The sequence below is a fragment of the Streptomyces sp. NPDC032161 genome (genome assembly GCF_040636995.1).
Lineage (GTDB): Bacteria > Actinomycetota > Actinomycetes > Streptomycetales > Streptomycetaceae > Streptomyces.
Window position 1 is genome coordinate 1 of sequence record NZ_JBEZVN010000051.1, and the last position, 12,968, is coordinate 12,968.

Annotated in this window: 10 protein-coding genes; 8 read left to right on the forward strand and 2 right to left on the reverse strand. The window is 69.7% G+C overall.

Features of this window, described 5'->3' with window-relative positions; genetic code table 11:
• Window positions 1-180: 180 nt before the first annotated feature.
• Window positions 181-789, forward strand: coding sequence for a choice-of-anchor P family protein (locus AB0E67_RS33875; protein WP_362034248.1), 609 nt, complete (start codon window positions 181-183; stop codon window positions 787-789).
• 198 nt (window positions 790-987) lie between these two features.
• Here AB0E67_RS33875 and AB0E67_RS33880 read toward each other — a convergent pair whose 3' ends face one another.
• Complete coding sequence (locus AB0E67_RS33880) at window positions 988-2,691, reverse strand: FAD-dependent oxidoreductase (protein ID WP_362034251.1); 1,704 nt, start codon at window positions 2,689-2,691, stop codon at window positions 988-990.
• A 424-nt stretch (window positions 2,692-3,115) separates the two neighbouring features.
• On the opposite strand from AB0E67_RS33880, the gene AB0E67_RS33885 reads away from it, so the two are divergent.
• From AB0E67_RS33885 to AB0E67_RS33915, 7 genes are all read left to right on the forward strand, one after another.
• Window positions 3,116-4,498 (forward strand): glutamine synthetase family protein, encoded by a 1,383-nt coding sequence (locus tag AB0E67_RS33885; RefSeq protein WP_362034254.1) that lies wholly within the window; start codon window positions 3,116-3,118, stop codon window positions 4,496-4,498.
• 199 nt (window positions 4,499-4,697) lie between these two features.
• Window positions 4,698-5,861 carry a cytochrome P450 gene (locus tag AB0E67_RS33890; RefSeq protein ID WP_362034257.1) on the forward strand — a complete coding sequence of 388 codons (1,164 nt, stop codon included), beginning with the start codon at window positions 4,698-4,700 and terminating at the stop codon, window positions 5,859-5,861.
• Between the two features lie 5 nt (window positions 5,862-5,866).
• The gene (locus tag AB0E67_RS33895) at window positions 5,867-6,088 is read left to right on the forward strand and encodes a ferredoxin (protein WP_362034259.1); all 222 of its coding nucleotides are present in this window, start codon (window positions 5,867-5,869) and stop codon (window positions 6,086-6,088) included.
• The gene (locus tag AB0E67_RS33900; protein ID WP_362034261.1) at window positions 6,085-7,278 is read left to right on the forward strand and encodes an FAD-dependent oxidoreductase; all 1,194 of its coding nucleotides are present in this window, start codon (window positions 6,085-6,087) and stop codon (window positions 7,276-7,278) included. The genes AB0E67_RS33895 and AB0E67_RS33900 overlap by 4 nt, the downstream gene beginning before the upstream one ends.
• A complete protein-coding gene (locus AB0E67_RS33905) occupies window positions 7,275-9,104 on the forward strand; it encodes a GAF domain-containing protein (protein ID WP_362034264.1) in 1,830 nt (609 codons plus the stop codon). The genes AB0E67_RS33900 and AB0E67_RS33905 overlap by 4 nt, the downstream gene beginning before the upstream one ends.
• Window positions 9,105-9,590: 486 nt before the next feature.
• Entirely contained in the window at window positions 9,591-10,946 is a 1,356-nt protein-coding gene (locus tag AB0E67_RS33910; RefSeq protein WP_362034267.1) for an APC family permease, read from the forward strand.
• A gap of 216 nt (window positions 10,947-11,162) precedes the next feature.
• A complete protein-coding gene (locus AB0E67_RS33915) occupies window positions 11,163-12,005 on the forward strand; it encodes an ATP-binding cassette domain-containing protein (protein WP_362034269.1) in 843 nt (280 codons plus the stop codon).
• A gap of 164 nt (window positions 12,006-12,169) precedes the next feature.
• Here AB0E67_RS33915 and AB0E67_RS33920 read toward each other — a convergent pair whose 3' ends face one another.
• Window positions 12,170-12,907: an FCD domain-containing protein gene (locus AB0E67_RS33920; protein WP_362034271.1), complete on the reverse strand. Its 738-nt coding sequence runs from the start codon at window positions 12,905-12,907 to the stop codon at window positions 12,170-12,172.
• Window positions 12,908-12,968 lie beyond the last annotated feature (61 nt).

Sequence of the window (12,968 nt, forward strand, 5' to 3'; positions counted from 1 at the left end):
CGCACGACGGCGGAGCTCAAGCGGGTAACGGGAAGGTCGTGCCATGACTCGATCCTTTCATGAAATCGAGTCTCCATTCGAATCGGGGCGGTTCACCACACCGTCGGGCACCAGGTTCCCGGCCGGGGTGGGGTGGGCGACTTCCACCTGCCAGTCGGGGTAGTCGGCTGGCTGTGCCTGGTGGAAGGCGATGACGGTGCCGACCAGGGCGAGGCCGTGCTCGCGCAGGCTCGTCTTGCCGGCAGCGCGCTTCCCGGTGGTCCGGCCGGCCGTCGGTGCGAGCTCACCGGAGGCGGCGGCTTCGGCGAGGCCCGCCGGGGTGCAGTACCAGTAGCTCTGCTGGGCACGGTTGGTCCGGCCGACCAGAGCCGGGGATTCGGCGAGGCGACCCCCACCGGCGCCAAGGGCAGCGGTCTGATCGCGGGCGGGTCGATCACCGTCCTCGGAATCCCGACCAACCTCCAGGCCAACGCCCCCGCCAACACCAAGGTCAGCATCCCCGCCGTCGGTTCGATCGTCCTCAACGAGCAGACCACCGACGCCGACGGCGTGCCGAGCGTCAACGCCGTCCACATCACCCTGCTGCCGACGCTGAACGGTGCCAACCTGGTCATCGGCCACGCCGAGTGCGGCGGTGCGGAGCCCGCCGAAGCGGTTCCGATGATCGACCCGACCGCCGCCGGAGCGACCGGCGGCGCGGCCATGGCCGGCGTCCTGGCCACGGTCTGCCTGCGCCGCCGCAACGCCACCGCCGACGGGTCGGCAGGCGCGCCCGCCCCCCGCTCGTAGCCGGCCGGCCCGGCCTTCGGTGGCAGCGAAAGCGCGAACGCCCGCATACGTTTCGTATGCGGGCGCTTCTCCGCCGTGCGATGCCACCCGTCCGACGTCGGGCGCCGAGGCGCTCGCTCCGCCGCTGTCAGGCAACGCCGTGGCCGTGGCAGTGATCGCCGGTGTCCCGGGCGGGACACCGCTCGGTGCGGCGATCGGTCATTCGGCCGCGTCGCGCGCGTCCTGCACAACCTGCAGCATGTCGGTGACGGAGGTCAGCTTGATGCGCGGTCGCCGGTGCTCCTTGGCCGTGGTCCGCTCGTGGCGGTCGATCGTCTGCCAGGCCGCGTAGTCGAGGGCGTCCGGCTGACGCTCGGCGATCAGGGCACGCAGGGCGTCGCGGCCCTGCGCGGGTGCGGCCAGGCGGCCTGCGGCGTAGTCGTCGAACAGTGCCTGGACGGTGTCCTCGGCACACTTCTTGTTGGTGCCGATGACGCCCGACGGGCCGCGCTTGATCCAACCCGCGGTGTAGACCCCGGTGATCGGTGTGCGGGCGACGGGGTCCACGACGCGGCCGTGGTCGTTGGGCAGGGTGCCGCGGGAGTCGTCGAACGGCAGCCCGGGCACGGGGTTGCCCTTGTACCCGATGGACCGCAGCACCAGGCCGCACGCGAGGTCCTCGGTCTCGCCGGTCGCGCGGGCCTCCAGCCGTCCGCCGGAGTCGACGAGCTCGTTGATCCCCACGCGCACCCCGCGGACACGCTCCTCCCCGAGGATCTCGACCGGGGAGGTGAGGAAGCGCAGGACGATGCGCTTGCCCGCCGAGGTGCGTTGCCGCCCGGCCAGCTCGCCGAGGATTTCGGTCTTCCGGCCCGCCATGGTGTGCGGGGCGGCCTCCAGGGCCGCCGCGGTCAGCGGGTCGATCTTGACGTCGTTCGGGTCGACACAGACCTCGAAACCCTGTGCCTCGGCCAGGCCCAGCAGCTCGGGAGTGGTGAAGGCGGCCTGCGCGGGACCGCGCCTGCCGAGTACGACCACCTCATTGATCTTGCTGGTGGCAAGGGCCTCCAGAGCCCGGTCACTGATGTCGGTGCGCGCCAGGCGGTCGACGTCGCCGGCGAGGACCCGGGCCACGTCGAGGGCCACGTTGCCGTTGCCGACGATCACGGCGCGTTCACCGGAAAGGTCGAACGTGCGGTCGGCGAAGTCCGGGTGTCCGTTGTACCAGGCGACGAAATCGGTGGCCGAGTGCGAGCCGGGCAGGTCCTCGCCGGACACGCCGAGCTTGCGGTCGCCGGTCGCACCGACGGCGTAGATCACCGCGTGGTGGTGAGCCAGCAGTTCCTCATGGGTGATGTGTGTGCCGACCTCGACGTTGAGGTGGAAATCCATGCCTTTGCGCCCCGCCGTGCGGGCGAACAGCTTGGCCACCGACTTGGTGGCCTGGTGGTCGGGCGCGACGCCGAACCGTACGAGCCCCCACGGGGTGGGCAGGCGCTCGAACATGTGCACCTCGACCTCGACGCCCTTGCGGGTGAGCAACTGCTCGGCGGCGTAGCCGGCCGCCGGCCCGGATCCGACGATCGCCACGCGCAGCGGCCCCGGCTCCGACGCCTCGACCTTCGGCTTTCGCTCCTCGTACGGTGTCGCGGAGTAATCCTTGTGCGCCGGGTCCGCGAAGTAGCGGGCGTTGATCTCCAGATAGGGCTCGGTGGCGGCGGTGAGGTCGAATTCCGTGACGATCGCGTCCACGGGGCACGCGTCGGCGCACGCCCCGCAGTCGATGCAGCTGTCCGGGTCGATGTAGAGCATCTCGGCTGTGGCGTAGCCCGGTTCGTCAGGCGTGGGGTGAATGCAGTTGACCGGGCACACCGACACGCAGGTGGCGTCGTTGCAGCAGTTCTGGGTGACCACGTAGGTCATGCGGTACCTCCACTCGCGCCGACCGCACCCGCGGTGATCGCGTCATCCGACCCGGCGGTGTGCTCGAAACCCGCCGGAATTCCGTCCGGAACACCTGGCCGCGGGTCTTCCCCCGTAAAGGCGGGGAAGTGCGCTCGGCCTCGCCCCCGGCGGCTCACGGTGTTCACATCGCACATTTTTTGTCCTGCGAGGTGGTGGAGCGAGCGTGCTCCGACAGCGGAGCACACGGGCCCTCACCACCTCAACAGTGGTCCCATGCTCGAATGTTGGGGTGATCGGGGCAACGTGCGGGGCGCCCTCCCGGTCGGTGAAGTATGTGCGTTCTGCACACAGACGCATTGATCCCCCCTGCCTAAAGTCATCGCACCGAAGTTGCCCAACCTTGGGCCGGGAATACGGCCCATTCGGATTGGAGTGAGGGACCATGGCAGCAACCAATGAATCCGCTGACCAGGAGTTGATAAGCGACTTCATCAAGAAGAACGGGATTCATACGTTCAAGATCGGAGCCGTGGACCTGGATGGACTCTGGCGTGGCAAGAGGATCTCCAGCGAGTACTTCCTCAACGGTGTATGGCGTGACGGGACTTTCCTGTGCAACATCCTGTTCGGCTGGGACCTCCAGGATGAGCCGATTCCGGAACTCGCCTACACCGGGGCCCATACGGGTTACCCGGACATCAACATGCGGCCCGATCTGTCCACGCTCGCCGTGGTCCCCTGGGAACCGGGTACGGCGTCCGTCATCTGCGATGTCTTCGAGCGCGACGGCCAGTCGCTCGACCTGTCCCCGCGGAACGTCCTGAAGTCGGCCGCCGAGCGCGCGAAAGCGCTGGGATACCAACCGCTCGCCGCTTATGAATTCGAGTTCTACCTGTTCCAGGGAACGGCGCGTGACCTGGCGCGTCGCGGCTGGCGCGACCTGGAGACGCTGTCCGAGGGGAACCACACGTACAGCGTGTACCGGGACACCGGCCACGAGTTCATCATCGGAGAGGTGCGCCGCCGGCTGGCCGAGTACGGCATCAGCATCGAGGCCAGCAACAGTGAGCACGGCCCGGGGCAGTTCGAGGTCAACCTGCACTACTCGGACGCCGTGAAGGCCGCCGACAACGCGATGCTGTTCAAGCACACGGTGAAGGAACTCGCGGCCCGGCACGGACTCACGGCCGCGTTCATGGCGAAGGTGAATCCCGGCTGGGCGGGATCCTCCGGCCACATGCACCAGAGCCTCCTGCGCGCCGACGGGACCCCGGCCTTCGCGAACCCGTCCGACCCGGGCCGCCTGAGCGATGTGGGCAACAGCTACCTCGCGGGCCTCGTCGAGAACGCGGCGGACCTGACGGCGCTCTTCCTGCCCAACATCAACTCCTACAAGCGCACCTTCGCCGGCGACTGGGCCCCCACGGGCGTCACCTGGGGCATCGACAACCGCACGGTCGCCATCCGGTCCATCCCGGGAAGCGGATCGTCGGCCCGGATCGAGAACCGGATCGCCGGCGCCGACGCGAACCCGTACCTGGTGATCGCGGCCAGCCTGGAGGCGGGGCTCGACGGGATCGAGCAGGGCATGGAGCTGCCCCCGGCCGTCGAGGGCGACAGCTACGCGCTGCCCGCCGCCCGGAGCAACCTCCTCCCGACGACGCTCTCCGGCGCGATCGACCTGTTCGAGGCGAGCATCTTCGCCCGCAAGGCCTTCGGGGACCGCTTCGTGGACCACTACGCGGACCTGCGCCGCTGGGAGGTCAAGAAGTTCGCCTCGTCGGTCACCGAGTGGGAGATCGCCCGGTACATGGAGCACATCTGATCCACCCCCGGCGCGGGCCGGCTTCCCACAGGTCCGGGGCGGACGCCTCGACGCCGCCACCGCCGCCCCTCCCGTTTCCCCGAACACGGCTTCACGGACGAGAACCGGATCCGCGAGCCGGGGCGGCGCGGCCAGCGCTCCCCCCATCGTCCGCGGGAAGTCGCGCATCCTCGAAAGCACCATCAAAGGAGAACGATCCATGTCCGACGCCCCGACAGCGGCTCAGAACTTCACCTATCACGGAGCCGCGCTCGACGACATCTTCGACACCTACCGGGAGCTGCGGGAGCAGTGCCCGGTGGGACGGAGCGAGCAGCTGGGTGGCTTCTGGTTCCTCACCAAGAGCGACGACATCCTGGCCGCCGAGCAGGACCCCGAGACCTTCTCGGTCACCCCGAGCATGCTCCTGCCCGACTTCGGCAACGACCTGCCGATGATCCCGATCGACGTCGATCCGCCGGAGCACACCGACTACCGCCGACTCCTCCTGCCGCTGTTCACCCCGAAGGCCATCGCCAAGCTGAGCGAGGGCATGCGTCGCACCGCGCGCGAGCTCGCCGCCGAGGCCGCCTCGAAGGAGGTCGTCGATGTCTCGGCCACCTTCGCCCGGCCGATGCCGACCATCGTGTTCAGCCGGCTGGCCGGTTTCCCGGAAGAGGACTGGCCGAAGTTCGACCGCTGGATCGACGAGGTCATCTACGAGCGGGTGAACGACCACGCGCGTGCCCAGCGGGCCAGCCAGGAGGTGATGGACTACTTCGACGCGCTGCTTAGGTCACGCGCCGGGGACACGGGCTCCGACGACCTCATGAGCCACCTTCTCAACGTGGAGATGAAGGGGCGCAAGCTCACCCAGGAGGAGCTGCAGTCCTTCTTCTACCTGCTGTTCCTCGCCGGGCTCGACACGACGGCATGGGCGATCCGCTGCAGCCTGTGGTACCTGGCCCAGAACCCGAAGGCCCAGGCCCGGCTGCGCGAGAATCCCGATCTGATCCCGACGGCGGCCGAGGAATTCCTGCGGACCATGTCGCCGGTCCAGGCCATGGCCCGTACCTGCATGCGGGACACCGAGGTCGGCGGAAAGCAGATCAAGGCCGGTGAGCGGGTGGTACTCGTCTTCGGGGCGGGAAACCGGGATCCGGAGGTCTTCGACCATCCCGAGGAGATCGACCTGGAGCGCGAGGACAACCGCCACCTCTCGTTCGGCGGCGGCATCCACCGCTGCCTCGGGTCCAACCTGGGGCGGCTCGAACTGGTCGTCGCGCTGGAGGAGTTCCTGAACACGGTCGGCGAGTTCACGCTGGCCGACCCGAATGAGCCGTGGCACGGCGTCGGGCCGCTGACGCTTCGGATCGGACGGTGAGCACCATGCAGAACGTCTCTGTCGACTCGACCCGCTGCCAGGGCCACGCACGCTGCTTCGCCTTCGCCCCGGACATCTTCGACATCGACGACGAGGGGTACGCCTTCGTCCCGGAGGAGAACCGGGTCGTCGAAGTGACCGAGGACCTTCGGCACGCGGTGGTCAACTGCCCGGAGCGGGCGATCCAGCTCACGGCGGACCCGCGGACGGAGGACCACCAGGCATGAACGCCGCCGCCAACCTCCTCGTGGTCGGGGCGTCAGTGGCCACGGGCGCCCTGGTCGCACAGTTGCGCGCGGACGGCTTCACCGGCCGGATCACCGTCGTCGACGAGGACCCGGACGCGCCGTACGACCGGCCGCCCCTGTCCAAGGAGTTCCTCACCGGGAGTGGATCATGTCCGCAGGCACCGTGGTGGGACGAACGCTGCGAGCTGGTCCGGGGGCGGGCCCGCGCGCTGGACATCGCGTCCTCCACGGTCGAGGTCACCCTGGCCGGGGAGGGCGGCCGCGCCACCCTCGGTGCCGACCACATCGTGGTCGCCACCGGATCGGCTCCCGTCCGGCTGCCGGGTCAGCCGGACGGCGTCGCCGAGCTGCGCACGGCCGCGGACGCGCTCCGGATCAGGGAGTTCGCCGAGCCCGGTCGGTACGTGATCGTCCTGGGCGCCGGCACCATCGGGACGGAACTGGCCTCCAGCCTCAACGACGCCGGCTGCGCGGTCACCGTCGTCGACCAGGCCGACCGGCCACTGGACCGGTTCCTGGGCGGCCACCTGGGAGCCGAGTCGGCTCAGTGGATCCGGGACTCCGGTGTCGGGCTGCTCCTGGGCACGCGGGTGGAGCACATCGCGAGGGAGGGCGACGGCTGGCAGGTGTCGACCGACTCCGGCCCGCTCACGGGTGACCTGGTCGTCAGCGCGGTGGGCACCCGTCCCGCCGTCCACTGGCTCGCGGGATCCGGCCTCGACCTCGCCGACGGCATCCGGTGCGACGGCGACGGAACGGCCCTGGTCACCTCGTCCGGGCCGGTCCCGAACGTGCACGCCATCGGCGACGTGTCCGCGTGGGACGCGGACGGGACCGGGCCGCGGCGCCAGGAGGACTGGACCACCGCCCAGCGCCAGGGACGCCACCTGGCGCGCCGCCTGCTCGGCCTGGAGCCGACGGAACCCGTGGGCGGGACACCGCGCTACTTCTGGAGCCACCAGTTCGGCAGGAGGATCCAGGTCCTCGGTACGCCGGAGCGCGATGCGACCCTCGTCCAGCAGATGGACGCACCCGCGCGGAAGGCGGGGTTCTATACCCTGGAGCGGGACGGCGGGGTCGTTGCCCGGATCGCTGTCAACGCTCCCAAGGAGTTCGCCCTGGCCATGAGGAAGACGGTACAGGCCGCAGCTGAGAGGGTCCCTCCATGAACAACCCTTCCGCGGACCCGAAAGCCTTCAAGGCGCATCTCGACCAGATGACCGAGCAACTGGTCGCGGTGGAGCGCCGCGCCAAGATGCTGGCCGAGCTCAACCGGCTGCTGAGCCAGGGCAGGGATCCCCTCGCCCTGGCCCAGCGGGCCGTGGACCTCGTCATGCGGGCGACCGAGGCCTACGGAACGTACGTGTACCTGTGGGATCCCGAGAGCCAACGCCTGGTGATGCGGGTCGCGACGACGGGGCGTGTGGCCGCCCACGTCGACCGGATCCAACTCCGCCTGGGAGAGGGCATCACCGGGTGGTCCGCGCTGATGCGGCAGACGGTGGTCCTCCACGACGACATCCAGCTCGACCCGAGGTTCGTCGGGTTCCCGGGCCTCGAGGCGGAGGACGCGTTCCGCTCGATGGTCGCGGTTCCCATCGCCGTACCGGGCGGGGATCTCCTGGGGGTGTTCAGCCTCTACTCCGAACGGCCCGGCGCGTTCGACACACACCACGTGGACCTCGCGACCGAGGTGGGCAGCTTGCTGGCCAGCGGCCTCGTCCACGCCGAGACGATGAGGGATCTCCGCCGCCAGTCCGCCGCGGCCCGCTTCCTGATGACCGTGCCGGCCGATGCCACCAGTTCTCGGCAGCGGTGCGCCGACGTGCTCGCCGAGTCGATCCGCGACCAGGTGGACGCGGTGCTGTGCATTGTCGAGATCGCCGACCGCAACACGATGGGAGGGCATGACAGGCCCGGTATCGCCTTCGCCGACCACGTGGAGAAGTCGATCGCCGTGGCCTCGCGGTCCGTGCAGTCCCGGGCGGACCTGCCCCCGCTGGTGGACAGGCTCGGGGTGAAGCTGCACAAGTTCACGACCTCGTTCGGAGCGCACTTCCCGCTCGGTACGATCACCTGCTACCGGGGGCGCCCGTTCACCGAGGCCGACTCCAGCATCCTGGAGGCCCTGGGGGCCCAGGCCGCGGCGCTGGTCGCCTCGCTGAGCAATCCGGCGATGACGACGCCTCTGGCGGGGCGACTGGCGGCGGCCCCCGCACCCGAGAGCGCCGAACGGATCCTGCGCGACCTCGGCTGGCACCCCGGCCCCACCTATCCGGTGCTCGTCAGGATCCGCTCCGTGGCGTACGGCACCCCGGCGGCGTTCGATCGGCTGCTGGACGCCCTGCGTGAGATGTGTGCCGGTGTGGACGGTCTCGTGCTGCTCCCCTCGGCCCCCATGGTCTCCCTGCTGATCCGCTCCCGACCGGAGCAGTGGAAGGCCTTCGAGCAGGCGCTCCGCAACACGGTCAAGCGCCTGCGCTCGGAGGTCGGCGGCGGAGTCGCCGTGGGGATAGGACCGCCGGCGAGCGACGCCCGTGATCTGGCGGCGGCCCTGGACAAGGCGGAGTGGGGCCTGGGGTGGGCCGAACTGCTCGGCGAGAGCACGCCAGTGGTCCACTACCAGGACGTGGCCCACCTCCAGCTCCTGCCCAAGGTCGCCATGGACATCGGCGAGGGTCTGCGGGAAGCCCTGACCCGGATTTCCGAGGTCATCCGCTACGACCTTCGGCACGGCACCGCTCTGTCGGCGACGTTGGAGACCTATCTGGCCAGCCACTGCTCGGCGACCGATACGGCGAACGCGCTGTTCATTCACCGCAACACCCTGAGGCAACGGCTGGGGCGGATCGAAGAGCTGATTGGGCGGCCGGTGGACCAGTTGGGCAACTGGAGGGAGGTCGCGCTGGCCGCGCGGCTCGCCCTGGCCGCCGAATCCCAACTGACCGACGGGGCGACCCCCGCCGCGGTCGCGGGGGCAAAAGGCAAACTGTGATCTGAGCCGCGGTCCCGGATTCACGCCCGTGCTCCGGGCGCCCCGCCCGGGATCGCGGGACCGCCCTCAGGTGCAAAGTGCCCGCTTCATGCGCGAGGCATGTGCGGAATGAACACAGACGCACCGGTGACCGCGACCTAGCATCTCGAAAAACATCTGGAGCGTCGAAAGCTCTCCAGGCCGACGGCATACCTGAGCAACGTCACCATTCTTGCTTCCGTCCAGCCGCGGTTGAAAGCGGAATGGGCCCCTGGGCGACACACCTGCGAAATCCGCTTCTGTCTTCGTCCACGCCCTTCCGTTGTCTTTCTTTTCCTGTGTCGAAGTGGGATTCGAGGAGGTTCGCCGGTGGCCGGTCATCAGTCCGAGAGCGTCAGAAATCAGGCAATTCTGCAAGACCTGCCGGCATCCGGCAGTCCAGCCGTCCCGGGGGCGGACGGATCCCCCGGTGGGGGCCCGGCGCACACTCTGCGCGGCCATCTCGGTGTGTGGTCCATCGTGTTCATGGTGGTGGCGGCTGCGGCCCCCCTCACGGTGGTCGCCGGAGTGGTGCCCCTGGGCATAGGCATCGGCAATGGTGCCGCGTTTCCGCTCACGTTCGTGATCTGCTGTGCGACCCTGCTGCTGTTCGCGGTGGGGTTCACCAGAATGACTCCCCACGTGCCCAAGGCCGGGGCCTTCTACACCTACGTCCGCTCCAGCCTCGGTCGGCCCATGGGCCTCGGATCGGCCTATCTCGCCCTCGCCACCTACAGCGCGGTGATGCTCGGTGTGTACGGCTACGTCGGTGCGGCGACGCAGGAGTTGGTGTTCCAGTACGCCGGGGTGACCCTGCCCTGGTGGCTGTACTCGGCGGCCGTGCTGCTGATCGTCGCGTTGCTCGGCTACCGGCACGTCGAACTGTCGGGCAAGGTGCTCGGCGTGCTGCTGATCTGCGAGATCGGCATCGTGGTGGTGTTCGACCTCGTGGTGGCCGTCCGGGGCGGCGGTGACTCGGGCCTGTCGACCGCGCTCCTCCAGCCGTCCCAGATCACATCCGGCTCGCCGGGTATCGCGCTCATGTTCGCGATCGCCAGTTTCCTCGGATTCGAGGCGACCGCCGTGTACCGGGACGAGGCACGTGACCCGGACCGCACGGTGCCTCGCGCGACCTACCTCGCGCTGCTGCTGGTCGGAAGCTTCTACGCGTTGTCGTCATGGGCGCTGGTGTCGGCCTGGGGCGACCGGGCGGCGGTGAAGGAGGCGAACGCCGACCCGGGCAACATGCTGATCACGGCAGTGGAGCGGTACCTCGGCTCCGTCGGCTCGCATGTCGTCCTGTTCCTGCTGGTCAGCAGCATCTTCGCGGCCATCCTGTCCTTCCACAACGTGGCTGCCCGCTACGTGTTCTCCCTGGCCAACACCGGCGCGCTGCCGATCGGCGGGGGCAGCGGCCACCCCCGCCACGGGTCGCCGCACACCGCCTCGCTGGTGCAGAGTGGTCTGTCGCTGGTGATGTTGGTGATCTTCGTGGTGGCCGGCATGGACCCGGTGACCCAGATATTCTCGTGGCTCGTCGGGACCGCCACGCTCGGCGTACTGGTGCTGATGTGCCTGACCTGCCTGGCCGTGGTCGTCTTCTTCCGCCGCACACGGGTCGAGCAAAACGTCTGGGCCACTGTGGTCGCCCCCGTGCTGGGGCTGGCGGGGCTGCTCACCTGCCTGATCCTCACCCTCACGAACTTCCCGCTGCTGATCGGGGGTTCCCGGGGGCTGGCGATCGGAATCGAGGCACTGCTCGCGACGTTCTTCGTCGGGGGATTCGTGGTGGCGGTGGTACGGCGTCGGCACTTGACCGACTGACGTCCCGGGCCAACGCCCCGCCGCTTCTCGGACGCATCCCCACGATCGGTTCACGACCGTCATCGGTCCCCGGCCTCACTTCACCGCCGTGGCCGCCACCGAGGGTGGCTCGACGAGAGCAATGCACGCCGCCGCACCGGCCGAACTCGGCCGGTGCGGCGGTCGTCCCCTACCGGATTCACCCTTCCCACCTCCGAAAACAAGGAGATTCCGCCCGTGGAAGCGACTGCCACCGCCTCCGAGACCGTTCTGCGGTTCGACGCCGTCCACCTGTGGCGCCACACCCCGCACGGCCGCCATGTCCTGCTGTCCGGCATCGACTGGGAGGTGCGGAGCGGCGAGCGATGGGCGTTGCTGGGGCACAACGGAGCGGGCAAGAGCACCGTTCTGTCGCTGGCCGGCGCGGTGCAGCACCCCAGCAGCGGCACCGTGGAGGTCCTCGGCCGCCGCCTGGGCCGCACCGATCTGCGGGGACTGCGTGCCGAGGTGGGGCATGTGTCGGCGGCCACCCCCGTCCCCGCTCGGCTGACGGTCCGCGAGTATGTGCTCACCGGGATCACCGGCACGGTGCAGCCGCTGCCCGGCCGGTACGGTTCGGCCGAACGCAAGCGGGCGCTGGAGGCGCTGGAGTTGATGGGCCTGGGACCGTTGGCCGACCAAGAGGTGCGGCTCTGTTCGCAGGGCGAGCGGAGCCGGGCCCGGATCGCCCGGGCCCTGATCCCTCAGCCCCGGCTGCTGCTGCTGGACGAGCCCAGTGCGGCACTCGACCTGCCCTCCCGCGAGCGGCTCATCGACGCCCTGGACACCCTGGCCCTGGAGTACCCGGAACTGGCCACGGTGCTGGTCACCCATCATCTGGAGGAACTGCCGGCCTCCTTCGGCCATGCCCTGCTGATACGCAAGGGCGGCAGCGTCGCCTGCGGCCCGGTGTCGCGCACGCTGACCTCGGCCCACCTGGGCACCTGCTTCGGGCTGCCGCTCACCGTCTCCCGGGACGGCGGCCGCTGGCGCGCCCGGCTGACCGCTCGGCACCGCCCCGACCCCTCCTGGAACGCGTGACGCCGCGACCCGCGCCCGGCGCGGCGACCGGTCCGGGTCGTCGCGCCGGAACGTTGCGGCGGGCCGGGAAGGAGGGCCGGGGCGGAGAGCCGTGATCCGGGATCACGGCGTCCACCACGGCGTTGCCCTGCACATTCCGCAACGGCCCGCCTGAGCGCGGGGTTTCAGCTGAGGAAGCTTCGGACGAGCTCGGCGGTCGCACCGACGTGGTCGCGCATGACGCGCTGGGCCCGCTCCGCGTCTCCCGTCAGGATGGCGTCGACGATCGCCGCGTGCTGCTCGTGAGAGTGATCGAGTGCCGGCCCCATCACGGGGACGACCTGCAGAAGCGTCTCGTTGAGGATGAGCTGGACGTTGGCGATCGCGTCGATGAGAGCGTGACAGCCCGACAACTGCGCGATACAGCCGTGGAGTTCGGCGTCGGCGAGCCGGAACGCCGGGCCCGCCGACGAGGCGGCCGCCAGGCGTTCCCGCAGCTCGTCGCACTGCTCCTCGCTCAGATCGGCCTCGGCCGCGAGGGCTGCCGCACCCGGTTCCAGGACCGAGCGATAGGTGAGCATGTCCCTCAGCCGCTCCTTCATCTGCTTGCTCAGCCGGTCGTGCCGGTCGGCGTCGGTGGTGGGCTCCCAGATGACGAAACTGCCTCCCGCGCGCCCGCGTTGGGTGCGCACGTAGCCGACCTGCTGCAGCGCTCTGATCACCGCCCGCATGGTGGTTCGGCTGATGCCCAGCTGCTCGCTCAGATCGCGCTCGGGAGGCAGACGTGTGCCCTGGGGCAGAGCCCCGGTGCGGATCTGGGCGACAAGGCCGGCCAGGGCCTCCTCGAAGGGGTTCTTGTCGGGGAGGGCGGAGGGTGCGGAAGTCGGCGCGCGCCCCGTCTCGTCGTCCCTCGTCCGTGACACGTACGTCCTCCCTCGGCTGCCTTCCGCCAGTGTAGGGGCTCGAAATTATTTGTTCACACCA